We start from the raw sequence: 21,795 nt of genomic DNA, 5'->3' as shown, positions 1-21,795 counted from the left end.
ACTAGAACTCCAACCTCTGGAGGCCTGTATGCAATTCCTGTCCAAGCTTCGTATTGGCCCCCGCCTCGCAGCGGGCTTCGGCATCGTCCTGCTGCTATCGGCCATCGGCACCATCAACGCCCTCTACCACTCGAATAACACCGCCAACGCAACACGCGCCATGATGGACCGTCCGCTGGCCAAAGAACGCATCGTCTCCGACTGGTATGTGCTGATCTATTCCGCCGTTGCGCGGACCCAGATGATTGCGCGCAGCAGCGATAGCGAATTGTCGAACACCTTCGCCACCGCCATTGCCGATAGCGCCAAGCGCGGCGCCGAGCTGCTGAAATCCATCGAAGGCCTGCTGGAGTCCGACGAGGAGCGCAAGATCTACCAGGACGCCGTTGCCATTCGCGGCAAGTACCAGGACGCAAAGAACCAGGTGATGAATGCCAAGAAGGTTGGCGATGCAGCGGAAGGCGAACGCCTTTACCGCGAGGTGTTCGAGCCAGCCGCCAAGGCTTACCAGGACAAGGTCAAGGAACTGCTGGCGCAGCAGCGCAAGGCGATCGACGCCACGGCGGCCAATATTAATGAAGCCAACGCGCGCAGCACCCGCCTGATGCTGGCACTGGGCGTGATCATGCTGGCATTCGGCGCATGGGCAGCCTGGATCATTTCGCGCAGCATCACGGCGCCGCTGAACTCCGCCCTGGGCATCGCCAACACCGTGGCCGATGGCGACCTGACCACCCACTTCGACGAGGAAACGGCGCGCGATGAAATCGGTGACCTGATGAAAGCCTTGCGGGGCATGAACGATGCACTGCGGCGCGTGGTGAGCCAGGTGCAGACCGGCACCACGGCCATTGCCACCGCTTCCAGCGAGATCGCGGAGGGCAACCTGGATTTGTCTTCACGCACCGAGCAGCAGGCCAGCTCCCTGGAGGAAACCGCATCCTCGATGGAAGAGCTGACTTCCACCGTGCGCCAGAACGCCGACAATGCCAACCAGGCCAATCAGCTGGCGCAGGCGGCCTCCGATGTGGCGGCTCGCGGTGGTGAGATCGTTGGGCAAGTGGTTGAAACCATGGGCTCTATCGATGCCTCCTCCCGCAAGATTGTGGACATTATCGGCACCATCGATGGCATCGCGTTCCAGACCAATATCCTTGCGCTGAATGCGGCGGTGGAAGCGGCGCGAGCGGGCGAACAGGGACGCGGTTTCGCCGTGGTCGCCTCCGAGGTGCGCAACCTGGCGCAGCGCTCAGCCGCTGCGGCGAAAGAGATCAAGGAACTGATCGACAATTCCGTGTCCCAAGTGAACGCCGGCACCTCGCTGGTACAGCAGGCCGGCACCACCATGGGCGAGGTTGTGACCAGCGTGCGGCGCGTGACCGACATCATGGGCGAGATCACATCGGCAAGCCGCGAGCAAAGCGTGGGCATCGATGAAGTGAACCAGGCCATCGGACAGATGGACCAGGTGACGCAGCAGAATGCAGCGCTGGTGGAGGAAGCTGCTGCGGCGGCGGCCAGCATGCAGGAGCAGGCAGCGCAGCTGGCGCAGGTGGCGGCGTCGTTCCGGCTTGGGACCGAGGCGGTGGCGCGCTGGAGCGCCACGCCGCGTGCTGCGGCGCGCGCCGCGGTGGACAGTAGCGCTTCGGCTGATGCAGGAACAGCGGCCACGGGACGGCAGAAACGGCTCGCAGCACCGGATGCCCGCGCGACGTCGCGCGCCTCCACGCGTACAGCAGGCAGCACAAGCGCAGAGTCAGGCGCGCCGGCCGACCGAACGTCGGAACGCCGCACGAAGACCGAGCGCCGCGCTCCCGCGGCCAGCAACGATGAATGGGAAGAGTTCTAGTCTTCGCCCAGGAACATCTGCTGCAGGTCGTTGAGGAAGCGCTGGCCTAGTTCGGTCGGCTTGATCAGCATGTGATCGCGGTACAGCAGGCCTTTGGCTTCGGCCGCGTTGAGCTGCTTCTCAATGGTGTTGAGCGCTACGCCGGTGCGTTCGGCGAACAGGTTCGGTTCGAAGCCGCCCTGCAGGCGCAGTGCGTTCAGCATGAACTCGAAGCCCATCTCGTCGCGCGCCAGTTCGCGCTCTTCCTGCACCGGATTGCCGGCTGCCACTGCATCCATGTACGACTTGGGTTGCTTGTAGCGCGCCTGGCGCAGCACGCGGTGCGGGAAGGACAGCTTGGAGTGCGCGCCCGCGCCGATGCCGAGGTAGTCGCCGAACTGCCAGTAGTTCAGGTTGTGGCGTGCCTGGTGGCCCGGCTGGGCGTAGGCCGACACTTCGTAGTGGCCATAGCCGTTGGCCGTGGTCATCTCTGCGATCATGTCCTGCATGTCCGCGCTCAGATCATCGTCCGGCAACTGCGGTGGATACTTGGCGAACACCGTGTTCGGTTCCATCGTCAGGTGGTACAGCGACAGGTGCGGCGGCTTGAAGTCAATCGCAGTCTGGATATCCTGGCGCGCCTGTTCCAGCGTCTGGTTCGGCAGCGCGTACATCAGGTCCAGGTTGAAGTTGTCGAAATTCGCCAGCGCGATTTCAACCGCGCGTTTCGCTTCGCCGTCATCGTGGATGCGGCCCAGTGCTTTCAGGTGTTCGCTGTTGAAGCTCTGGATACCGATCGACAGGCGGTTGATGCCGCTGTCGCGGTAAGAGCGGAATTTTTCGGCCTCGAAGGTGCCTGGATTGGCTTCCATCGTGATTTCACAGGCGCCATCCAGCGGCAGCAGGCTGCGCAAGTCCGACATCAGGCGATCCATGCCGGCCGCCGACATCAGGCTCGGCGTACCTCCGCCAATGAAGATGGTGTAAATCTTGCGGCCCCAGATCAGGGGCAAGGACATTTCCAGGTCGCGGCGCAGCGCGTCGAGGTATTCCTTCTCCGGCACCTCGCCCTTCGCCTCGTGCGAATTGAAGTCGCAGTAGGGGCACTTGCGCACGCACCACGGCCAGTGGATGTAGAGCGACAGCGGCGGCAAGGCTTGCAGGTTCAGCGCGCCCGGGCGCAAGTAGGTAGCAGCGACGCCGGCGGCGCTGTCGATGGTGCGGCTTGGTACGGCATTGCCGACCGGCTTAATCGGAATCATTTCTTCAGCTTCTCTACCAACGCACGCAGGGCCTGGCCGCGATGGGACAGGCTGTTCTTCACTTCCGGCGCCAGCTCGGCCACATGCTTACCCAGCGATGGAATCAGGAAGTGCGGATCGTAGCCGAAGCCGCCCTCGCCGCGCGCTTCCGGCGAAATCAAGCCATCCCAGCGCCCGTCGGCAATTACCGGCTGCGGGTCGTCGGCATGGCGCACGAACACCAGCACACAGTAATAGTAGGCCGATTTGTCGGCATGTGCTGCCAGGTCGGCGATGACCTTCTCATTGTTGCGCGCGTCCGATTTCGGCTCGCCCGCATAGCGCGCCGAATACACGCCTGGCGCACCGCCCAGCGCATTCACGCACACGCCCGAATCATCGGCCAGCGCCGGTAAACCGGTCAGGCGCGACGCGTGGCGCGCCTTTGTCAGTGCATTTTCGACAAAAGTGTGAAAAGGCTCTTCCGCCTCCGGGACGTTGAATTCGCCTTGCGGGTGGACGGAAAAGCCAATGGTTGCGAGCAGCTCGTTGAATTCCTTGAGCTTGCCCTTGTTGTTCGATGCGAGAACGATACGCTGTGTCATGAATGTCGGCTCATATGAGAGAGCCGACATTTTAAACCACTTGCAGCACCAGCTTCCCTTGGTTGGCGCCTGTGAACAGCTTGGCAAAAGTCTCAGGGAAGGTGTCCAGGCCCTGCACCACGTGCTCCCGGGTTTTCAGCTTGCCGGACTGGATCCAGCCGCCCATGGCGCCGATGGCTTCCATCGCCCTGTGATAGTAGTCGCTTACCATCACGCCGCGCATGGTGGCGCGCTTGACCAGCAGTTGCAGGTAGTTCGCCGGGCCGGAAATGGCGTCGGTATTGTTGTACTGCGAGATGGCGCCGCAGATCACCACGCGGGCGCCGTGCGCCAGGTTGGCCAGCGCTGCATCCAGGATGGCGCCGCCGACGTTGTCGAAGAAGACATCGATGCCTTTCGGTGCGTGCTGGCGCAGTGCTGCTGCCACGTCTTCCGACTTGTAGTCGATGGCGGAGTCAAAGCCCAGCTCTTCGACCAGGTAGCGTACTTTGTCGGCACCGCCGGCGATGCCGATCACGCGCGCACCTTTGAGTTTGGCGATCTGGCCGACCAGGGCTCCCACCGCACCGGCCGCGCCGGAAACCACGACGGTATCGCCCTCCTTCGGCTGGCCCACGTCCAGAAGCCCGAAGTAAGCGGTCAGGCCCGGCATGCCGAGGGCGCCGAGGAACAGCGGCAGCGGCGCCAATGTTGGATCGACCTTGTTCAGCCCTGCGCCGTTGTGGATCGCGTATTCCTGCACGCCCAGCAGGCCGGTGACGTGGTCGCCGACCGCAAAGCCAGGGTTGCGCGACTCTGTCACGCGGCCCACGGCGATAGCGCGCATCACCTCTCCCAGTGCTACCGGCGGCATATAGGACTCGGTAGAGGCGTTCATCCAACCGCGCATGGCCGGGTCGAGGGAGACGTGGGATACCTGGATCAGGATTTCGCCGTCTTGCAGAGCGCGCAATGGCACAGTGGCGAAGTCGAAATCGGTGCGCTGGACAGCGCCTTCAGGACGGCGGGCAAGCAGGAACTGGCGATTGGTGGTCATGGTGCATTACTCCGTGGAAGATTGAATGCGGCCAGTGTACGTGGCTTGTTCTTGCTTGATAAGTCAACAAACAGACATTACATTGTTGACCATGGAGGAACAATGAACCCGCAACGCCTTGCTATTTTCGCCACCATCATCCAGGCCGGCAGCATCAGTGCCGCTGCGCTCAAGCTCGGCTGCGGCAAGTCGGTCGTTTCGCGCCAGCTGGCGCAGCTGGAAAAGGATCTTGGTGCACGCCTGATCCAGCGCTCTACGCGCCAGCTTGCGCTGACCGAAGTCGGGCAGATGGTGCTGGAAGAGGCACGCCAGATCGAGCGCTCGCTGGACAAGATCGCCCATCTCACCGATAGCTACCAGCAGCAGGTGCGCGGGCTGCTGCGCGTTTCGTGCTCAATGGCGGGGCGGCGGGTGCTGGTGCCTCTGCTGGCGGAGTTCACGGCACTGTATCCGCAGGTGAAGGTGTCGCTGCAGCTGGACGATGCGATGGTGGATTTGATTGCGCAGCAGATTGATGTGGCGATTCGGACTTCGGCACTGGTTGATTCGACGCTGGTGGCGCGGAAGCTGGCGGAGAATCCGAGTGTGGTGTGCGCGGCGCCGTCGTATCTGGCGCGGTGCGGGAGGCCGCGGACGCCGCAGGAATTGCAGCAGCATGCTTGTTTGCTTTATGCGGTGGGGGCGCGTGTTTACGATGAGTGGAATTTTGGTGAGGCGGGGACGGTGCGGGTTGATGGTCCTTTGCAGATGAATGATGGGGGTGCGCTGGTGACGGCTGCCGTTGGCGGGGCTGGGGTGATCAAGGTGCCGCTGCCGATTGTGGCGGATGAACTGGCGAGCGGGGAACTGGTGCGGATTTTGGAGGATGTGGTGCTGCCGGCAGGGGCGGCGACTTATGCGGTGTATCCGGCGCGGGAGTTTTTGCCGTTGAAGACGGGGGCGTTTGTGGAGTTTTTGGTGGGGCGAATGTCGAAAACCGTTAAACCGGTGTCTGACCCACAGGGTCAGACACCGTGACGCGGCCGTCGCGTGTCAAGTGTCAGCCCCTGCGGGTCTGACACAGGTTTACCGGTTTTTACAAGCCCAGCGCCTGCCTCTGCAGCTTGACCAGGTCGCGAATCCCGCCCTCAGCCAAATCCAGTAAACGATTCATCGCCGCGCGATCGAAGGCGGCGCCTTCCGCAGTGCCCTGCACTTCCACGAAAGCGCCAGCATCGGTCATGATCACGTTCATGTCGGTATCGCAGTCCGAATCTTCCACATAGTCCAGGTCCAGCACCGGCACGCCCTTGTACACGCCGACCGAAATCGCGGCCACGAAATGCTTGACCGGAATGGCCCCGATCATGCCGCGCGCCTTCAGCTTGGAAAACGCGTCATACGCCGCGACCATGGCGCCGGTGATCGACGCGGTACGGGTGCCGCCATCGGCCTGGATCACATCGCAATCCAGTTGCAGGGTGCGTTCGCCGAAAGCCTCGAGGTCGAACGCTGCGCGCAGGGAGCGGCCGATCAGGCGCTGGATCTCCTGCGTACGCCCGCTTTGCTTGCCCTTGGCCGCCTCGCGGTCCATGCGCGAATGGGTGGAGCGCGGCAGCATGCCGTATTCCGCCGTCATCCAGCCCTGCCCTTTACCCTTCAGGAAGCCAGGCACGCGCTCCTCGATGCTGGCGGTGCAGATTACTTTGGTGTCGCCGCACTCGATCAGCACGGAACCTTCAGCGTGCTTGGTGTAGTCGCGGGTGATGCGGATATTGCGCAGCGCATCGACGGCGCGGCCGCTCGGGCGGGTAACAGTGCTCATTTCAATCCTTGAGTAATTGGGAAGATTTTTCAATGGCGCCGCGGATTTCCTCGATCGCCTTTTCAATTTCATCATCGTCGAACACGTCGACCTCGGTCTTGGCGCCGTGGATGGTGGTGCTCACCACGTCGTCCGGCAGCTGTTCGGTCGAGATCACGGTGGAGCCGCCGTGCGTAGTCGGCACTGCATCGGCCACCAGCGCGCCCTGCCACATGATGGCCAGCGCGGTGACATTGTCGCTCGTGTCGCCGGCGCGGCGCAGTGCGGTCGCCAGCATATCCGGTACCGCGCGCACCACGGTCTGCGTGGTCAGCATCTGCACCAGTTCTTCATCGGTGCACATCGCCCACAAGCCGTCGGAACACAGCATCAGCGTATCGCCCGGCAGCAGGTTGGCGCGGCCGGAAATTTCCACGCGCGGCAAGCTGCCCGCACCCACGCAGGCGTACAGCTTGTTGCGGTCCGGGTGCGTGTTGCGCTCGGATGCCGGGATCAGGCCCTTCTCGATCATGTTTTCCACATGCGAGTGGTCGCGCGTGCGGCCGTGGATCTGGCCATTGCGCACCCAGTACAAGCGCGAATCGCCGCAATGCGCCCACACGGCGGTGTTGTGCTGCACCAGGCAGGCGACCAGGGTGGTGCGCGGCGACTCCGGCATATTGTGGGCCGCAGTATATTTGTGGATCTCGTGATGCGAGGCCATGATTGCCTCTTCCAGGAAGCGCTCCGCGCCCTTCACGTAAGGCGTGGCCTGCTGCTGGAACATCTGCGAAATGGTGCGGGTGGCGATGGAAGCGGCGATCTCGCCGCGTGCGTGTCCGCCCATGCCGTCGGCCAGCACCAGCAGCAGCGCATCGCGCGTGAAGCTGTAGCCCATACGGTCCTGGTTGACCTTGCGGCCGCCAATGTGTGTTTCTTGGTAAACAGCGAATTGCATGGCAAGCCCTCCTTATTTTGGTGTGCGCGGCGCCGCGTCTTTTTTGCGGCCGAATCCGAGCTTGCCTGCGAGCTTGCCCAGCTTTTCAATGGCTCCCGTGGGAGTCGGTGGTTCAATCGCGGCCGGCGCCTGCTGCAGAAGCTTTTGCAGCTCGAACAGGCTTTGCGGACGCGCCAAGGGATCGAGTTCCAAAGTCCAGCGCACAATCTTGACCAGTTCCGGCGTATAGAGCGCATCCAGTCGCTGGAAATGCGCCTCCATCTTGTCTTCCTTGCGGCGCTGGTCGGCCGGCTGCGGAGGCTGGCCCAGCATGCAGGCGAACATGGACGCACCGATCGAATACACGTCGGTCCAGGGCCCGAGCGCCTCGGTCTTGGTGTACAGCTCCGGTGGCGCAAAGCCAGGCGTGTACATCGGCATCAGCTTCGGACTGTCGGAGTTGACAGTCTGGCGGGCCGCGCCGAAGTCCAGCAGCATGGGGGTACCGTCCGTGCGCAGGTAGATATTGGCCGGTTTCAGGTCCAGGTGCAGCAGCTTATTGGTATGGACTTCGCGCAGACCTTTCAGTACTTGCGTGAAAATCTGTCGCACAAAAGCCTCACTGCAATTGCGTCCTTTGCTGCGTTGGCGCTGGATATGATCCTGCAGGGAATGGCCCGATTCATAGGCCATGACCATGTACACAGTTTCGTTCGCGCGGAAGAAATTCAGCACCCTTACAACGTTTGGATGTGAAATTTTCGCAAGTGCACGACCTTCTTCAAAAAAGCATTTCAGCCCGATGCGAAAGACCGGAAGGTTCGATTTAGTGACCACAGGCACCATCTCGCCCTCTTGACGCAATGCAAGACTGCTTGGTAAATATTCTTTTATTGCTACTGCATTACCTTCCGCGTCGTAGGCCAGGTACACAATACTGAACCCACCTGACGCAATTTTCTTTACAATGCGGTATCCAGCAATTTCCAGACCATCCGGTAATGGAGCGTTGTTCTGAGCTGCCATAAGTTTCCTCGCTTCAACTAAACCGGATTGTGTGGGACAAAGCAATATATTGTAAAGACAAAGACAAAATCGGGGACATCCTTTGAGCATTTCCAGCATGACTGGCTACGCTGTAGCCACCAGCGAAAGCGCGGCGGGCACGCTGACAATTGAGATCAAGAGCGTCAATTCACGCTTCCTTGACCTGCAATTCCGCATCAACGACGACCTGCGAGCACTCGAACCCGATTTACGTAGCGCCATCATGGGCGCCATCACCCGCGGCAAAGTGGAGCTGCGACTGAGCTTCGGCCGCAAGGCAGCTGCCGCCGGCACCCAGGCCCTGAATGTAGCCCTGCTCAACGAGCTGGCCCGCCTGCAAGGCGAGGTAAGCCAGCATTTCTCAGGCGCGGCACAGATGAGTGTTGCGGAACTACTTCGTTGGCCTGGTGTTGTTGAAGAGGCACAAATCGGCCAGGAATCCCTGCAATCCGATGTTGCGACCCTGATGGCCAAGACCCTGGGCGCCTTTGTCCAGAGCCGCCAGCGCGAAGGCGCGGCGCTGGAAGCGATGCTGGTTTCCCGCATCGAATCGATGGAAGGCATCGTTAAACGAATTACCCCACTAATTCCTCAGGTAGTTGCACAATTCCAACAAAAAGCTGTCGAGCGCATGCAGGAAGCCCTCGGGTTGGCCTGCCAGGGATCGAATACTTCGATGTCGCGCCAGGACGCGATGGAGCGCATCCGCCAGGAAGTGATCCTGTATGGCATCCGTATCGACGTGGCTGAAGAGCTGGGCCGCCTGTCGGCGCACCTGAGCGAAACCCGCCACATCCTGAAAAAAGGCGGCCAGGTCGGCAAACGCCTGGACTTCATGATGCAGGAACTGAACCGCGAAGCGAACACCCTCGGCGCCAAAGCCTCGGTCAAAGAACTAGCCGACGCCTCGATGGAGCTCAAACTCCTGATCGAGCAAATGCGCGAACAAGTCCAGAACCTAGAATAACGAAAGTCGGGGTCAGGTCGAGCAAATGGACAAATGGCGCACATTCGTGCGCCATTTGTCCATTTGCTCGACCTGACCCCGACTTTTATCTCGTAAGGCGATAGAGCAGCAGCGCTGTTCGGATCGCACCTTGCTCGATCGAGCGCACTTCCAGATCTTCTCCCGGCGCATGGGCGCCCTTCCCTGTGGCGCCTAAGCCGTCGAGGCTGTCGATGTAGGGGGCGACAAATTGCACGTCGCCGGCGCCGCGCTGGCCAGGTGGCAAGGCTGCAATCGGGCCGAGGCCGGCGTCGGCGCTGGCTTTTGAATAGAGCTCCAATATCTTCAGGTTGCCGTCGGTGGGCGCCATGGGCGGGTAGCCGTCGTGGAAGACGATGTCGGCCCTGGTGCCGGGCAGGCTTTGGGCGACGATGGCGCGCATGCGGGTGCGGGCTTGCTCGCCTTGCTCGGGCGTCAGGAAGCGCAGGTCGCCTTTCACCATCGCGCTGTTGGCGATGACGTTTGATTTGCCGAAGGCGGTGCCTTGGGACGGGCCAGTGTGGCTGACCTCCGTTCCGCCCAGGATCATGCCGGGGTTGAAGGTCAGGTTGGGTTCTTGCAGCTGCTGGCGGAAGGCGTCGAGGATGCGGGCTGTTTCGTACACCGCGCCGTAGCCCGCGCTTGGGGTGAAGATGCCGGAGGAGTGGCCTTGCTTGCCTTTTACCGTCAATTCCCAGGAGGTAGAAGAGCGGCGGCCGATGGTGCCGGTGGCTTTGCCGTTTTCATCCAGTACGGTGGCCTCGAAGGCCAGGGCGACGTCGCTGCGCTTGGCCAGGTCGATCATGTCGCGGCGGGAGATTTCTTGCGGCTCACCGGCGTTTTCTTCGTCGCCGGTAAAGATCACGCTGATGGTGGTGTTGTCCAGGGCTCCCACGGCTTTCAGTGCGCGCAGCGCTTCAATGATGATGATGTCGCCGCCCTTCATGTCGTTGACACCCTGGCCACTGGCGCGGTCGCCCTGGCGTTCCCATTTGGCCATTGGGGAGTCGGCTTCGAACACGGTGTCGAGGTGGCCGATCATCAGCACGCGCTTGCCTTGCTTGCCTTCGCGCGTGGCGACCAGGTGGCCGGCGCGGTGCATTTCTTTCGGCATGTCGATCCACTGCGTCTTGAATCCGAGCTTGTCGAATTCGGCGCGGAATACTTTGCCGACTTCGCGTACGCCTTTATGATTCATGGTGCCGCTGTTGATGTTGACCGTTTTCTCCAGCAGCTGCAGGGCGTTGCCGGAGTTGGCCTTGACCAGGGCAACGATACGTTCTTCTTCAGGCGAGAGGGATTGCGCGGCGGCGCTTCCCATTAGTCCAGCGGCGAGCAGCGTAACGAACAGGCGGGTCAGGCGCATTTCTGGCATCCTCCGAAAGTGTGTTCGCAACTCTACTACGGAATATTGGAATGAGCATCCGGGTCGGTATTGGCGGCTGGGATTTCCCGCCGTGGCGCGAGACTTTCTATCCGCCGGAAATCCCCAACAAGCGCGCGCTGGAATATGCCAGCAGCGTGCTGACCAGCATTGAGATCAACGGCACGTTCTACCGCAACGCCGAGCCGCAGCATTTTGCGGATTGGGCGGCGCGCTCGCCGGATGGTTTCGTCTTCGCAGTGAAGGCCTCACGCTATGCGACCAATCGCAAGGTGCTGGGCGAGGCGGGGGAATCGATCGAGCGCTTCATCGGCAGCGGCTTGTCGGAGTTGGGCGACAAGCTTGGGCCGATCTTGTGGCAGCTTGCCGCAACCAAGCGTTTCGATCTGGACGATCTGGAGGCGTTCTTCAAACTTCTGCCGCCCAAACTCGGTGAGCGCAAGTTGCGCCATGTGCTGGATGCGCGTCATGAGAGCTTCTTGTGCAAGGAGTACCTGGCGCTCGCGCGCAAGTACAAGGTCGCCACGGTGATTACCGATTCGCCGAAATTCGCCAACTTCTCCGAATTGACTTCGCGCGATTTCGTCTACGCGCGATTGATGGATGCGCGCAGCGAGGTGGCGACCGGCTACACCAAGCCTGCGCTGAAGAAGTGGGCCGCGCAGGCCTTGGATTGGAGCGATGGCGGCAAGCGCGATGTTTTCGTCTACTTCATCAACGGCGCCAAGGAACGCGCGCCGGCAGCGGCGCTGCAGATGCTGCGCACGCTGGGCGTCTGAATCCGGCCTTAGCGGCCCAGGCCTTCGAACCAGTCCAATGCGCGCGTCCACAAAGGCTGCGCGTGGGGACGAAAATAGCCCATGTGTCCCAGCTTGCCCAGGCCTGCGGTGGCGGGGTCGATGTCCACGCCATGCCACGGCGCGTTGCGGTAGCCGGACATGAACGCGTCGCGCGACAGCGGCGGCGCCCACAAGTCGTCGGTGGCGTTCAGCGCCAGGATCGGCGTGCGCACTGTGGCGAAGCCCTCCGCGATTTCGGGCACTTTCGGGTCGTCGAAGAAATAGCGCGGGAAGCTGCACCAGCGCTTCCATTGGTGATACACGCCCATCGGCAAATCCTCGCCCATGCCAAGTTTGCTCCAGGCCAGGCGGCCTTTCCAGCGCGTGACGATGGGGCCGACGATATGCCACATCGCCAGCACGCGCAGGCGTTCCAGGCGCGGCATCCAGCCATGCCAGCCGGCGCCGACGCCGAACAGGTACACGCCGGCGATCTTTTCATGGTTCGGCACCAGGCCAAGCGCGTGCCCGCCGTAAGAGTGGCCCACCATGTACAGCGGTGTGCTGTCGGCGGGAGCAAAGTATTCGATGACCGCTTTCAGGTCCAGATATGCCCAGTCGAGGAAACTGGCCCGGAAACCGCGCAGGCTTCGCGGCGCCGAGCCACCCACGCCGCGATAGTCGAAAGTCAGCACGGTGTAGCCCTGCCCCGCCGCGAATTCGGCGAAGCGGCGGTAGAAGCCTTGCGGCACGCCGGTGGCGCCGGCCACCAGCAGGCGCGCTTTTTCAGGGCCGCGTGCGCGGTAGCACATGGCCGACAGCGGATAGCCGTCGACGGCGCGCAGTTCCAGTTTTTCGGCCAGCAGCAAGGCGGCAGGGGGCAGATTGCTCATGGTTTCGTCTCCACTTTCAGCATTGGCATCAGCGCATCCATGGTCTGGACCATGGGCGCAGTGTCGCCCGCGACGCGGGCTTGCAGCAGGCCGCCTTCATAGGCCGCCAGGATCAGGGCGGCGATGCCATCGGCGCGGTGGCGCTCGTGACCGGCCTGCGCCAGGGCGTCGGACATGCGGCCGCGCAGGGCTGCGAAGCCTGTTTTCAGGGCGGTGCGGATTTCCACGTCGTCAACCGTCGACTCAAGCGCCACTGCGGCCAGCGGGCAACCGAGCTCGAACTCGCTGTCGTCCAGGCCACGCAGCGCGCGCAGGATCCAGGCTTGCAGCGCGATGACCACGTCCGGCTCACGCTCCATATAAGTATCGAGCTTGTGCAGCAGGAAGCTGAAGGTGGCTTCGATGGCAGCCACGGCCAGCTGGTCCTTGCCGCCGGGGAAATGGTGGTACATCACGCCCTTGGGCGCCTTGGCCGTGGCCAGGATCTCGCTCAGGCCGGCGCCGTGCAGGCCGCGGTGCTGCAGCGTGGTGATCATGGCGTTGATCAGCCGTTCGCGCGTCGTAATAGTGGTCATGCATTCACTCTATAGACCGGTCGGTCCAGTGTCAAGTGATGTAAAACCCGTTGCTCTTGGTAAAATACCTCTTTGGGCGATAGCCTTTTATCGAGAGTTGCAAATGAGCCAACATTTTTCCGGCAGCCTGTTCATGGTTGCTGCACCATCCGGTGCCGGTAAATCGACTCTGGTGAACGCGCTGCTGGCGCAGGAGCCGGCCATCAAGCTGTCGATCTCGACCACCACGCGCCAGCCGCGTCCGGGCGAGCAGCATGGCCGCGAATACTTCTTCACCACGGCGGAAGACTTCCGTAAGCGCGCCGCCGACGGCGAATTCCTGGAATGGGCCGAGGTGCACGGTAATTACTACGGCACTTCCCGCATTTTCGTCGAAGAGCAAATGAAGGCCGGCACCGACATCCTGCTGGAGATCGATTGGCAGGGTGCGCGCCAGGTGAAGAAGCAGTTCCCGCAGGCGAACGGCATCTTCATCCTGCCGCCCTCCTTCGCGGCGCTGGAAGAACGCCTGCACAAGCGCGGCCAGGACGAAGTCCACGTGATCAACCGCCGCCTGCTGGCTGCGGGCGGCGAAATCGCCCACGCGCCCGAGTTTGAGTATGTTATTATCAATGAAGAGTTCCCGGTCGCCTTGTCGGAGCTGAGCGCGATCGTCCGATCCGCACGTTGCCGCTTCGCGCAACAATTCGCCCGCAGCGCCAAGTTGATGTCCGAGCTGGGCATCCACGCTGACCACGCAGAATAAACACCGCATTTACCCAGGAGTTAAGCATGGCCCGTATCACTATTGAAGATTGCCTGAAAAACGTACCTAACCGCTTCCAGCTGACCCTGGCAGCCACCTACCGCGCACGCCAGCTGCTGCAAGGCCACACCCCCAAGGTCGAAGCCAAGGACAAGCCAACCGTGGTCGCCTTGCGTGAAATCGCTGCAGGCAAAGTAGGTCTGGAAATGCTGAAAAAGGTCCCTATGTAAGCTGGGAACCTTACTGTTCCCGATATGAACCTGACATCCGCCGATCCCAACATCAGCGAACAGCCCGCACGGCGGGCCCGGCGCCCGGCTAAGCAACAGCCGGGCGTTGACGTTTCTGCATCATCGATTTCCAGCTCCCCGCTGGCTGCGCCGACCGTGACCACGGGCGTCGCCACCATCACCCACCTCACCGAAAAACTGGCCGAGTACATGAACGAGGCCGACCTGAAAAAGGTCAAGGAAGCCTATCGCTTCTCGGACGAGATGCATTTGGGCCAGGTGCGCAAGTCGGGCGAGCCGTATATCTCGCACCCGATCGCAGTGGCGGAAATCTGCACCGAGTGGAAGCTGGACGCGCAAGCCATCATGGCCGCGCTGCTGCATGATGTGATGGAGGACCAGGACGTCAAGAAGGAAGAGCTGATCGAACGCTTCGGCGCCCAAGTGGCCCACCTGGTCGATGGCTTGTCCAAGCTGGAAAAAATCGAGTTCCAGAGCCAGATCGAAGCGCAGGCGGAAAACTTCCGCAAGATGCTGCTGGCCATGGCCTCGGACGTGCGCGTGATCCTGATCAAGCTGGCCGACCGCCTGCACAATATGCGCACGCTGGAAGTGATGGTGCCGGCCAAGAAGCGCCGCATCGCGGCCGAGACGATGGAAGTCTACGTGCCCATCGCGCACCGCCTCGGCCTGAACAACATCTACCGCGAACTGCAGGACCTGTCCTTCTCCCACCTGTACCCGACGCGCTACCACGTGCTTGCCAAAGCCGTGAAGGCCGCGCGCGGCAACCGGCGCGAGGTGGTGACCAAGATCCTGGAGGCAGTGAAGAACACCCTGACCGCAGCCGGCATCAACGCCGAAGTCTACGGACGCGAAAAGACCCTGTACGGCATCTACAAGAAGATGCGCTCCAAGCACCTGTCGTTCTCGCAGGTGCTGGACGTTTACGGCTTCCGCGTGGTGGTCGACAGCTTCTCGCACTGCTACGTTGCGCTGGGCACCCTGCACTCGCTGTACAAGCCGATGCCGGGCAAGTTCAAGGACTACATCGCGATCCGTAAGCTGAACGGCTACCAATCGCTGCACACCACCCTGATCGGCCCTTACGGCACGCCGGTGGAATTCCAGATCCGCACGCAAGAAATGCACCGCACCGCCGAATCGGGCGTGGCGGCGCACTGGCTGTACAAGAGCAACGACGCGAACATCTCGGACATGCAGCAGCGCACCCACGCCTGGCTGCAATCGCTGCTCGACATCCAGCAGCAGACCGGCGACTCGGCCGAATTCCTGGAACACGTGAAGGTCGACCTGTTCCCTGATTCGGTCTACGTGTTCACGCCGAAGTCGAAGATCATCGCCCTGCCGCGCGGCGCCACCCCGATCGATTTCGCCTATTCGATCCACACAGGCATTGGCGACCACACGGTATCGGTCAACATCAACGGCGAGCCGGCGCAATTGCGCACGGAGCTGCGCAACGGCGACATCGTGGAAATTGTCACCGATACGAATTCGCGCCCTAGCCCGACCTGGCTGTCCTTTGTCCGTACCGGCAAGGCACGCTCCGCGATCCGCCACCACCTGCGCACCATCAACCTGCCGGAATCGATCGGCCTCGGCAAGCAGTTGCTGGCGCAAGCGCTCGATGCGATCAACGTGCCGGGCGAACTGCCGCCGGTGCTGATGGAGCGCCTGCTGAACGAATCCTCGGCCAAGTCGATGGAAGAACTGTATGCCGACATCGGCATCGGCAAGCGCATGGCCGCGCTGGTCGCGCGCCACATCTTCGGCTTGCTGGGCGGCGAATCGGCCAGCGTACCGATCGAGCACACCAGCTCCAAAGAACTCGACCCGGTCACGATCTACGGCAGCGAAGGCGTATCGGTGCAGCTGGCGCCGTGTTGCCTGCCGATCCCCGGCGACCATATCGTCGGCCAATTGCGCCGCGACCAGGGCCTGCAAGTACACACCGGCGACTGCGCTGTCGCCAAACGCTTAAAGCAAAAAGAGCCCGACCGCTGGATCGCGGTGAAATGGGGCACGGAAATCAACCGCCGCTTCGACAGCCGGATCCGCCTGATCATTGAAAATGAAAAAGGCATATTGGCCAGGGTCGCCGCCGAAATCGGCGAAAACGACGGCAACATCACCTTCGTCGGCATGGATGAAGATCGCGAGCACGTGTTACACCAGCTCCGCTTCACGATCCAGGTAAAAGACCGCGTGCACCTGGCAGCCCTGATCCGCAACGTCAGAAAAGTAGCCGGCGTCAACCGCGTCACCCGCGAGCGCGCATAGGCAGGGTGTCAGACCCTGCGGGTCTGACACCGGTTTACCGGTTTACGGATTTTTCGGCGATCCGCAAAGTTGCATCCCCTCTGGTCGCAAACCGAATTCTTTCCAAATCCCTTTCAGAAAAGGGAATATTGAACAGCGCCCGATAAGCATGCTGGCGCTCCAGCGGACTATTCCCCAAGCCCAGGTAAATCGGATGTTGGCAAAGCAGTTCATTTTCTTTCCCCTCCGCATTTGCCCGATAGCTCGACCACTTATACCCGCCAGCAAATTCAACCATTCCCGCGCGAACTGGGTTGAGCTCTATATACCGCTGGCACAACAACAAATATGCTTCGCTATCAATTTGAGAAGAGTGGTACCTGCTATCCCACATTGCGCCCGTACCACCATGCCTTGTATGGCGCCATAGCGCGGTTCGCTGGGCAAGCGACTTCATCAGATTTGCCTGCGAATTCCGCTCACGTATCGTGACTAACAAATGGAAATGGTTAGTCATCAGCACATATGCATGAATTTCACAGCTTGACTTCAGGCTGTGCTCTTTTAACAGGGAAAGAAATCCCAGACGCTCTTCGTCGTCTCGAAAGCATGACTGGCCGTTATTGCCTCGCTGAACCAGGTGGAGGCAGGTACCGGGCGGGTAATTTCGTAGGGGACGAGGCATTTGGGCTCTCCTTTAAAACCGGTAAACCGGTGTCTGACCCGCAGGGTCAGACACCGCCTGTTCAAAGGATAGCGGTGCTGCGGGGTGGCGCTTTGTGCGCGCTCAAGGCGCTGGGGTGGGGTAGGTGACTTCCAGGATTTCGAGCTCTTCGGCGCCATTGGGGGTGTGCAGGAGGACTGTGTCGCCTTCGCGGGCTTTGGTCAGCGTTCTTGCGACCGGGCTGATCCAGCTGACCTTTCCCTTCAATGGGTCGAACTCGTCGATGCCGACGATCGTGATCGTGTGCTCTTCGCCATCACGCTTGGCGTACGTCACCGTGGCGCCGAAGAAGACCTGGTCGTTGCCGTGGTGGATGCTGGGATCGACCACCTCGGCCAGGTCCATGCGCTTCGTCAAAAAGCGGATGCGGCGGTCGATCTCGCGCAGGCGGCGCTTGCCGTAGATGTAGTCGCCGTTTTCCGAGCGGTCGCCGTTCGAGGCGGCCCAGTGCACGACCCTCACCACTTCCGGACGATCAACATCGATCAGCTGCAGCAACTCATCCTTGATGCGCTGGTAGCCAGCGGGCGTGATGTAATTCTTGGAGCCGGCAGGTATCGGCGGCGCGCCTGGCAGCAAGTCGTCATCTTCGTCCTGCTCGCTCTCTTTGACAAAAGCTTTGTTCATAACCGTTTTCTAATTGTTTGGTGCAATAATGGCACTCACATGAAGCGATTGTACACATTCAGACGGCGCCTGTTTGCGCCCCTCGTCTACCTGGCCGCCCTCTTCCTGATCTTTGAGGAATGGCTGTGGGACGCAGGTGCGCGCTTGATGGCGAAGCTGGCGCAGTTCCCGCCGCTGCGGGCGCTTGAGCGCATCATCTGCAGCCTGGGCCCGGCCGCTGCCATGGCTGTGTTCCTGCTGCCGGCGCTGATGCTGTTCCCGGTCAAGCTGCTGGCCCTGTTCGCGATGGCGCGCGGCCACGCCATCATGGGCCTCAGCGTCTTCGTGCTGGCCAAGATTGCCGGCGCGGCCGCCGTGGCGCGGCTGTATGCGCTGACCCGCCCTTCCCTGCTCAAGCTGCGCTGGTTCGCCTGGCTGCACTTCCGCTTCATTGAATTGAAAGACCGCTGGATCGCGCGCCTCAAAGCCACTGCCGCCTGGCGCGAGTGCCGTGCGCTGGTCGATGGCGTGCGCGACGGCCTGCGCCGCTGGCGCGCGACCTGGCGCCGCGGACGCTTCTCGGCGCGGCCCATGCGCATCCTGCGCCGCTTCAGCGCGTTCTGGCGCATGCGCCGCCGCTGACCTTACAATCACTCCATGCGCCCTGCCTTGCCGACAGCCCTCCAACATATCGCCGCCAAAGCTCCCGGGCTGGTCTACCAGTTCCGCCGCAATGCCGATGGCAGCGTTTCTTTTCCCTACCTGAGCGAAGGCTGCCTGGCCCTGCTGGGCATCACGGCCGCCGAACTGCAAGCCGAGCCGGAACGCTTCCTGTCGCTGGTGCTGGCGGAAGACCGCCCTGCTTACCTGGAGTCGATGCAATCCTCCGCCAATTCGCTGTGGAGCTGGAACTGGGAAGGCCGCATCTGGGTCGAGGCCTGGAAAGACGTGAAATGGATCAACTTGCGCAGCACCCCGCACACCCTGCCCGACGGCGCGGTGCAGTGGGAAGGCATCATGTCCAACATCACGGAGAGCAAGCAGGAGCAGCTCGAAGTACGCGCCAGCCGCGCCCGCCTCGCCGAGCTCACAGCCCACATCGAAAAGGTCAAGGAGCAGGAACGCGAACGTATCGCGCGCGAAATCCACGACGACCTTGGCGGCAACCTGACCGCGATCAAGATGGCCATCGCCATGCTGGCCGCGCGCCTGCCCGAAGGCGACGACACGCTGCACAAGAAAGCCGCCTACGTCGACTCCCTGGTCGACCGCACCATCGACGCCGTGCACCGCCTGACGCTGGACTTGCGCCCTTCCGTGCTGGACTTCGGCCTGCTGCCTGCGCTGGAATGGCAAGCCAAGGAATTCGAAGCCCAGTCCGGCCTCGCCTGCACCCTGCACGCCAGCATGAAGGAGCTCGAGCTCGATCCCGAGCAGGCCACCGCCCTGTTCCGCATCGCGCAGGAAGCGCTGACCAATATCGCCAAGCACGCGCAAGCGAGCGAAGTCGCCATCAAGCTGACCCGCAGCCGCGGCGTGCTGACCCTGAAGATCGCCGACAACGGCCGCGGCATCAATCCCGCCGACCGCGCCAAGCCCGATTCCTTCGGCCTGCGCGGCATGGCTGAGCGCGCGCGGGCCCTGGGCGGCACGCTGAACCTGGGTCATGCGCCAGGCGGCGGCACCGAAGTGGCGATCAAAATCCGGCTCCCGGCCCGCGCGCCAGAAGTTACAATGAACCATGAGTGAAAAAAGCGTCATCAAAGTCTTTATTGCCGACGACCACGCCATCGTGCGCGAGGGTTTGAAGCAAATCCTGGCCGAGACCAAGGACATTGTGGTCGCCGGCGAAGCCGAAAATGGCCTCGACGCCATCAAGCTGTTCCGCAAGTCCGGCTGCCACGTCATGCTGCTCGATATTTCGCTGCCGGACCGCAACGGTATCGAAGTGCTCAAACAGATCAAAAAAGACAAGCCCGAGCTGGCCGTGCTGATGCTGTCCATGCATCGCGAAGACCAGTACGCCATCCGTTCACTCAAAGCGGGCGCCGCCGGCTACCTCACCAAACAAAGTGCACCGAAAGAGTTAGTAAATGCAATCCGCCAGTGCGCTGCGGGTTTAAAATATGTAAGCCCGGCGTTGGCCCAGGAACTGGCCAACCACGTCGGCGAGGACCATACGGCTGCGCCGCACGAAGCGCTGTCGGACCGTGAATACCAGACCCTGACCATGATTGCCTCCGGCAAAACGGTAGGCACCATTGCCAAGGAGCTATCACTCTCGGTCAAGACAGTCAGCGAATACCGCTCCCGCCTGCTGGCCAAAATGAACCTGAAGAACAGCGCCGAACTCACGCACTACGCCATCAAGAACCAGCTGATCGATTAGAAATGATGCTAGGAAGTAAGCACATTTCCCCTCGTTTATCACCAAATCGGGCGACTGGACAGTGGATTAAGATGCTAGTAATCGGTAAACCTTTGTAAAGGCTGTACGTCAGATGTCTAGCAAACCCACCAATCCAGCCGCGGCGGATATGAATCCGGCTGATATCGCTCGCGAGGCATTCCGCCGCCTCGCTGTGCGCCGGATTGCCCCTACGCCAGAAGCGTATCGCGACATCTACAACGAAATTGCCGGCATCGTCGAGGCGCCTCCCGCCCCGGTGGTGCAGGAAAGCCCGGCAGAAGCCATGCTGGCCCAATTCGCTGCCCGCCTGACCGACCAGCCGGGCGACCTAGCCGACTTCGGCCGCCGATTCAATCGCGCGGTCAAGGCGCGCGACTGGGATACTTACGCCCGCACCCTGGCTGCCCTCGCTGAGCGCCCGATGATCAAGGTCGGCGCCGGCGGCCTGGTACCGGAAGAGAACAATGAGCAGGCGCGCCAGCTGCGCGAACTGCTGAGCCGCACCCTCACCTTTGCCGTCGCCTCCCTGCTGTCTGCCACCCCTACCCTGGTAGCGGAAGCCGAGTCCCTCGGCGCAGCCACCAAGGAAGCGCATACCGAAGCGGCCCTTTCCGAGATCGGCACCCGCCTCAAGCAGCTGTGCTACCAGATCGAGATCCGCAGCGGCGACACCGCCGAGCAGCAGGAATTGCTGCTGCGCCTGTTCCGCCTGCTGCTGGAAAACGTCAGCGAGCTGATGGACGACGACTCCTGGCTGCGCGGCCAGATCGACGCCGTGCAGAACCTGATCGCCGGCCCGCTCGACCAGCGCGCGCTGGAAGAAGCCACGCGCAGCCTGAAAGACGTTATATATAAGCAGAGCCAGCTCAAGCACTCGATCACGGATGTGAAGGCCACCGTCAAGAACATGATGATGACCTTTATCGACCGCCTCAGCGTGGTAGCGACCACGACCGGCGACTTCCACGAGAAGATCGGCGGCTACTCCGATAAGATCCGCGCCGCGCACGATATCGGCGAGCTCAACCAGATCCTCGACGACGTGCTGAAGGAAACCCGCTCGGTGCAGAGCGAAGCCCTCAAGGCGCGCGACAATATGATGGTGGCGCGCCAGGAAGTGCAGGACGCCGAAGCACGCATCCATGCGCTGGAAGCCAAGCTGCAGCACTTAAGCGAACTGGTGCGCGAAGACCAGCTGACCGGCTCCCTCAATCGCCGCGGCCTGGACGATGTGTTCGAACGCGAGACCGCACGCGCCGACCGCCGCGGCACCCCGCTCTGCATCGCCGTGCTGGACCTGGACGATTTCAAGAAGCTCAACGACACGCTGGGCCACATCGCCGGCGACAACGCGCTGAAGCACTTGGTCAAGGTTGTCAAAGAAACCCTGCGCTCAATGGACGTGATCGCCCGCTTCGGCGGCGAAGAATTCCTGATCCTGCTGCCGGAGACGACGCTCGAAGCAGCTGAGGCGACCATGACCCGCCTGCAGCGCGAACTGACCCGCCACTTCTTCATGCACGAACACGAGAAGGTGCTGATCACCTTCTCGGCAGGTGTCGCCTTGCGCCGCCCCAACGAAATCCAGTCCGACCTGGTCAAACGTGCCGATGAAGCAATGTACAAGGCCAAGAAATCCGGCAAGAACCGGGTCGTCGTAGCCGAATAGACAACGACTCTCCTGCCAGCCCGCCCCTTCGGCGG

22 protein-coding genes are annotated in these 21,795 nt (G+C 61.7%); 11 read left to right on the top strand and 11 right to left on the bottom strand.

Features of this window, described 5'->3' with window-relative positions; all coding sequences use genetic code 11:
• Positions 1-28 precede the first annotated feature (28 nt).
• On the top strand, positions 29-1,849 hold the full coding sequence (locus tag AC1RTP_RS00520; protein WP_498603998.1) for a methyl-accepting chemotaxis protein: 1,821 nt from the start codon (positions 29-31) through the stop codon (positions 1,847-1,849).
• Here the strand turns inward: AC1RTP_RS00520 and hemW are convergent.
• From hemW to AC1RTP_RS00505, 3 genes are read right to left on the bottom strand one after another with little or no spacing between them, the layout of a single operon-like run.
• Positions 1,846-3,090 (bottom strand): radical SAM family heme chaperone HemW, encoded by a 1,245-nt coding sequence (gene hemW, locus AC1RTP_RS00515; RefSeq protein WP_498603997.1) that lies wholly within the window; start codon positions 3,088-3,090, stop codon positions 1,846-1,848. The two genes, AC1RTP_RS00520 and hemW, sit on opposite strands and share 4 nt — an antisense overlap.
• Positions 3,087-3,674: an RdgB/HAM1 family non-canonical purine NTP pyrophosphatase gene (gene rdgB / locus AC1RTP_RS00510; RefSeq protein ID WP_498603996.1), complete on the bottom strand. Its 588-nt coding sequence runs from the start codon at positions 3,672-3,674 to the stop codon at positions 3,087-3,089. Before rdgB ends, hemW begins: the two co-directional genes overlap by 4 nt.
• Positions 3,675-3,705: 31 nt before the next feature.
• On the bottom strand, positions 3,706-4,710 hold the full coding sequence (locus AC1RTP_RS00505; RefSeq protein WP_498603995.1) for an NADP-dependent oxidoreductase: 1,005 nt from the start codon (positions 4,708-4,710) through the stop codon (positions 3,706-3,708).
• 102 nt (positions 4,711-4,812) lie between these two features.
• Here AC1RTP_RS00505 and AC1RTP_RS00500 point away from each other — a divergent pair, with 102 nt between their 5' ends.
• Complete coding sequence (locus AC1RTP_RS00500) at positions 4,813-5,727, top strand: LysR family transcriptional regulator (RefSeq protein ID WP_498603993.1); 915 nt, start codon at positions 4,813-4,815, stop codon at positions 5,725-5,727.
• A gap of 58 nt (positions 5,728-5,785) precedes the next feature.
• Here the strand turns inward: AC1RTP_RS00500 and rph are convergent, their stop codons facing one another.
• From rph to AC1RTP_RS00485, 3 genes are read right to left on the bottom strand one after another with little or no spacing between them, the layout of a single operon-like run.
• On the bottom strand, positions 5,786-6,514 hold the full coding sequence (rph, locus tag AC1RTP_RS00495) for a ribonuclease PH (RefSeq protein ID WP_498603992.1): 729 nt from the start codon (positions 6,512-6,514) through the stop codon (positions 5,786-5,788).
• Between the two features lies 1 nt (position 6,515).
• Positions 6,516-7,451: a PP2C family protein-serine/threonine phosphatase gene (locus tag AC1RTP_RS00490; protein ID WP_498603991.1), complete on the bottom strand. Its 936-nt coding sequence runs from the start codon at positions 7,449-7,451 to the stop codon at positions 6,516-6,518.
• Between the two features lie 12 nt (positions 7,452-7,463).
• Complete coding sequence (locus tag AC1RTP_RS00485) at positions 7,464-8,456, bottom strand: serine/threonine protein kinase (RefSeq protein ID WP_498604866.1); 993 nt, start codon at positions 8,454-8,456, stop codon at positions 7,464-7,466.
• 97 nt (positions 8,457-8,553) lie between these two features.
• On the opposite strand from AC1RTP_RS00485, the gene AC1RTP_RS00480 reads away from it, so the two are divergent.
• Positions 8,554-9,444, top strand: coding sequence for a YicC/YloC family endoribonuclease (locus AC1RTP_RS00480; protein WP_498603990.1), 891 nt, complete (start codon positions 8,554-8,556; stop codon positions 9,442-9,444).
• An 85-nt stretch (positions 9,445-9,529) separates the two neighbouring features.
• Here AC1RTP_RS00480 and AC1RTP_RS00475 read toward each other — a convergent pair whose 3' ends face one another.
• Positions 9,530-10,828, bottom strand: coding sequence for a M20/M25/M40 family metallo-hydrolase (locus AC1RTP_RS00475; protein ID WP_498603989.1), 1,299 nt, complete (start codon positions 10,826-10,828; stop codon positions 9,530-9,532).
• Between the two features lie 50 nt (positions 10,829-10,878).
• Between AC1RTP_RS00475 and AC1RTP_RS00470 the strand changes: the two genes are divergently transcribed.
• Complete coding sequence (locus AC1RTP_RS00470; protein WP_498603988.1) at positions 10,879-11,625, top strand: DUF72 domain-containing protein; 747 nt, start codon at positions 10,879-10,881, stop codon at positions 11,623-11,625.
• Between the two features lie 8 nt (positions 11,626-11,633).
• On the opposite strand, the gene AC1RTP_RS00465 is transcribed toward AC1RTP_RS00470, so the two are convergent.
• A complete protein-coding gene (locus AC1RTP_RS00465) occupies positions 11,634-12,518 on the bottom strand; it encodes an alpha/beta hydrolase family protein (protein WP_498603987.1) in 885 nt (294 codons plus the stop codon).
• A complete protein-coding gene (locus tag AC1RTP_RS00460) occupies positions 12,515-13,093 on the bottom strand; it encodes a TetR/AcrR family transcriptional regulator (protein ID WP_498603986.1) in 579 nt (192 codons plus the stop codon). The genes AC1RTP_RS00465 and AC1RTP_RS00460 overlap by 4 nt, the downstream gene beginning before the upstream one ends.
• 103 nt (positions 13,094-13,196) lie before the next feature.
• Here AC1RTP_RS00460 and gmk point away from each other — a divergent pair, with 103 nt between their 5' ends.
• The 3 genes from gmk to AC1RTP_RS00445 are packed head-to-tail and all read left to right on the top strand — an operon-like array spanning position 13,197 to position 16,372.
• Positions 13,197-13,838, top strand: a complete 642-nt coding sequence (gene gmk / locus AC1RTP_RS00455) for a guanylate kinase (protein ID WP_498603985.1) — start codon at positions 13,197-13,199, stop codon at positions 13,836-13,838.
• A 26-nt stretch (positions 13,839-13,864) separates the two neighbouring features.
• A complete protein-coding gene (gene rpoZ, locus AC1RTP_RS00450) occupies positions 13,865-14,068 on the top strand; it encodes a DNA-directed RNA polymerase subunit omega (RefSeq protein ID WP_005665923.1) in 204 nt (67 codons plus the stop codon).
• A gap of 24 nt (positions 14,069-14,092) precedes the next feature.
• Entirely contained in the window at positions 14,093-16,372 is a 2,280-nt protein-coding gene (locus AC1RTP_RS00445; RefSeq protein ID WP_498603983.1) for a RelA/SpoT family protein, read from the top strand.
• A gap of 34 nt (positions 16,373-16,406) precedes the next feature.
• Here AC1RTP_RS00445 and AC1RTP_RS00440 read toward each other — a convergent pair whose 3' ends face one another.
• Both AC1RTP_RS00440 and greB read right to left on the bottom strand, forming a co-directional pair.
• Positions 16,407-17,036, bottom strand: coding sequence for a transposase (locus tag AC1RTP_RS00440; RefSeq protein ID WP_498603982.1), 630 nt, complete (start codon positions 17,034-17,036; stop codon positions 16,407-16,409).
• Between the two features lie 102 nt (positions 17,037-17,138).
• On the bottom strand, positions 17,139-17,702 hold the full coding sequence (gene greB, locus AC1RTP_RS00435) for a transcription elongation factor GreB (RefSeq protein ID WP_498603981.1): 564 nt from the start codon (positions 17,700-17,702) through the stop codon (positions 17,139-17,141).
• 39 nt (positions 17,703-17,741) lie between these two features.
• Here greB and AC1RTP_RS00430 point away from each other — a divergent pair, with 39 nt between their 5' ends.
• The 4 genes from AC1RTP_RS00430 to AC1RTP_RS00415 all read left to right on the top strand — a co-directional run bounded on the left by AC1RTP_RS00430 (position 17,742) and on the right by AC1RTP_RS00415 (position 21,760).
• The gene (locus AC1RTP_RS00430) at positions 17,742-18,323 is read left to right on the top strand and encodes a hypothetical protein (RefSeq protein ID WP_498603979.1); all 582 of its coding nucleotides are present in this window, start codon (positions 17,742-17,744) and stop codon (positions 18,321-18,323) included.
• Between the two features lie 27 nt (positions 18,324-18,350).
• On the top strand, positions 18,351-19,430 hold the full coding sequence (locus AC1RTP_RS00425) for a sensor histidine kinase (RefSeq protein WP_498603978.1): 1,080 nt from the start codon (positions 18,351-18,353) through the stop codon (positions 19,428-19,430).
• Positions 19,423-20,070: a response regulator gene (locus AC1RTP_RS00420; protein WP_155454022.1), complete on the top strand. Its 648-nt coding sequence runs from the start codon at positions 19,423-19,425 to the stop codon at positions 20,068-20,070. The genes AC1RTP_RS00425 and AC1RTP_RS00420 overlap by 8 nt, the downstream gene beginning before the upstream one ends.
• A gap of 112 nt (positions 20,071-20,182) precedes the next feature.
• Positions 20,183-21,760, top strand: a complete 1,578-nt coding sequence (locus AC1RTP_RS00415) for a GGDEF domain-containing protein (RefSeq protein ID WP_498603977.1) — start codon at positions 20,183-20,185, stop codon at positions 21,758-21,760.
• Positions 21,761-21,795: the final 35 nt, after the last annotated feature.

The organism is Pseudoduganella sp. GW821-FHT11H04 (assembly GCF_058807935.1).
The sequence above is the reverse complement of the archived record's forward strand: the minus strand, read 5'-3'. Positions and strand labels throughout refer to the sequence as shown.

Coding starts and splice junctions, on each gene's coding strand:
- rph (WP_498603992.1), bottom strand. CDS start 6,514: ATGAGCACTGTTACCCGCCCGAGCGGCCGCGCCGTCGATGCGCTGCGC.
- AC1RTP_RS00420 (WP_155454022.1), top strand. CDS start 19,423: ATGAGTGAAAAAAGCGTCATCAAAGTCTTTATTGCCGACGACCACGCC.
- AC1RTP_RS00520 (WP_498603998.1), top strand. CDS start 29: ATGCAATTCCTGTCCAAGCTTCGTATTGGCCCCCGCCTCGCAGCGGGC.
- AC1RTP_RS00475 (WP_498603989.1), bottom strand. CDS start 10,828: ATGCGCCTGACCCGCCTGTTCGTTACGCTGCTCGCCGCTGGACTAATG.
- AC1RTP_RS00445 (WP_498603983.1), top strand. CDS start 14,093: ATGAACCTGACATCCGCCGATCCCAACATCAGCGAACAGCCCGCACGG.
- rdgB (WP_498603996.1), bottom strand. CDS start 3,674: ATGACACAGCGTATCGTTCTCGCATCGAACAACAAGGGCAAGCTCAAG.
- AC1RTP_RS00500 (WP_498603993.1), top strand. CDS start 4,813: ATGAACCCGCAACGCCTTGCTATTTTCGCCACCATCATCCAGGCCGGC.
- gmk (WP_498603985.1), top strand. CDS start 13,197: ATGAGCCAACATTTTTCCGGCAGCCTGTTCATGGTTGCTGCACCATCC.
- AC1RTP_RS00505 (WP_498603995.1), bottom strand. CDS start 4,710: ATGACCACCAATCGCCAGTTCCTGCTTGCCCGCCGTCCTGAAGGCGCT.
- greB (WP_498603981.1), bottom strand. CDS start 17,702: ATGAACAAAGCTTTTGTCAAAGAGAGCGAGCAGGACGAAGATGACGAC.
- AC1RTP_RS00490 (WP_498603991.1), bottom strand. CDS start 7,451: ATGCAATTCGCTGTTTACCAAGAAACACACATTGGCGGCCGCAAGGTC.
- rpoZ (WP_005665923.1), top strand. CDS start 13,865: ATGGCCCGTATCACTATTGAAGATTGCCTGAAAAACGTACCTAACCGC.
- AC1RTP_RS00465 (WP_498603987.1), bottom strand. CDS start 12,518: ATGAGCAATCTGCCCCCTGCCGCCTTGCTGCTGGCCGAAAAACTGGAA.
- AC1RTP_RS00480 (WP_498603990.1), top strand. CDS start 8,554: ATGACTGGCTACGCTGTAGCCACCAGCGAAAGCGCGGCGGGCACGCTG.
- AC1RTP_RS00470 (WP_498603988.1), top strand. CDS start 10,879: ATGAGCATCCGGGTCGGTATTGGCGGCTGGGATTTCCCGCCGTGGCGC.
- AC1RTP_RS00460 (WP_498603986.1), bottom strand. CDS start 13,093: ATGACCACTATTACGACGCGCGAACGGCTGATCAACGCCATGATCACC.
- AC1RTP_RS00485 (WP_498604866.1), bottom strand. CDS start 8,456: ATGGCAGCTCAGAACAACGCTCCATTACCGGATGGTCTGGAAATTGCT.
- AC1RTP_RS00415 (WP_498603977.1), top strand. CDS start 20,183: ATGTCTAGCAAACCCACCAATCCAGCCGCGGCGGATATGAATCCGGCT.
- hemW (WP_498603997.1), bottom strand. CDS start 3,090: ATGATTCCGATTAAGCCGGTCGGCAATGCCGTACCAAGCCGCACCATC.
- AC1RTP_RS00430 (WP_498603979.1), top strand. CDS start 17,742: ATGAAGCGATTGTACACATTCAGACGGCGCCTGTTTGCGCCCCTCGTC.
- AC1RTP_RS00440 (WP_498603982.1), bottom strand. CDS start 17,036: ATGCCTCGTCCCCTACGAAATTACCCGCCCGGTACCTGCCTCCACCTG.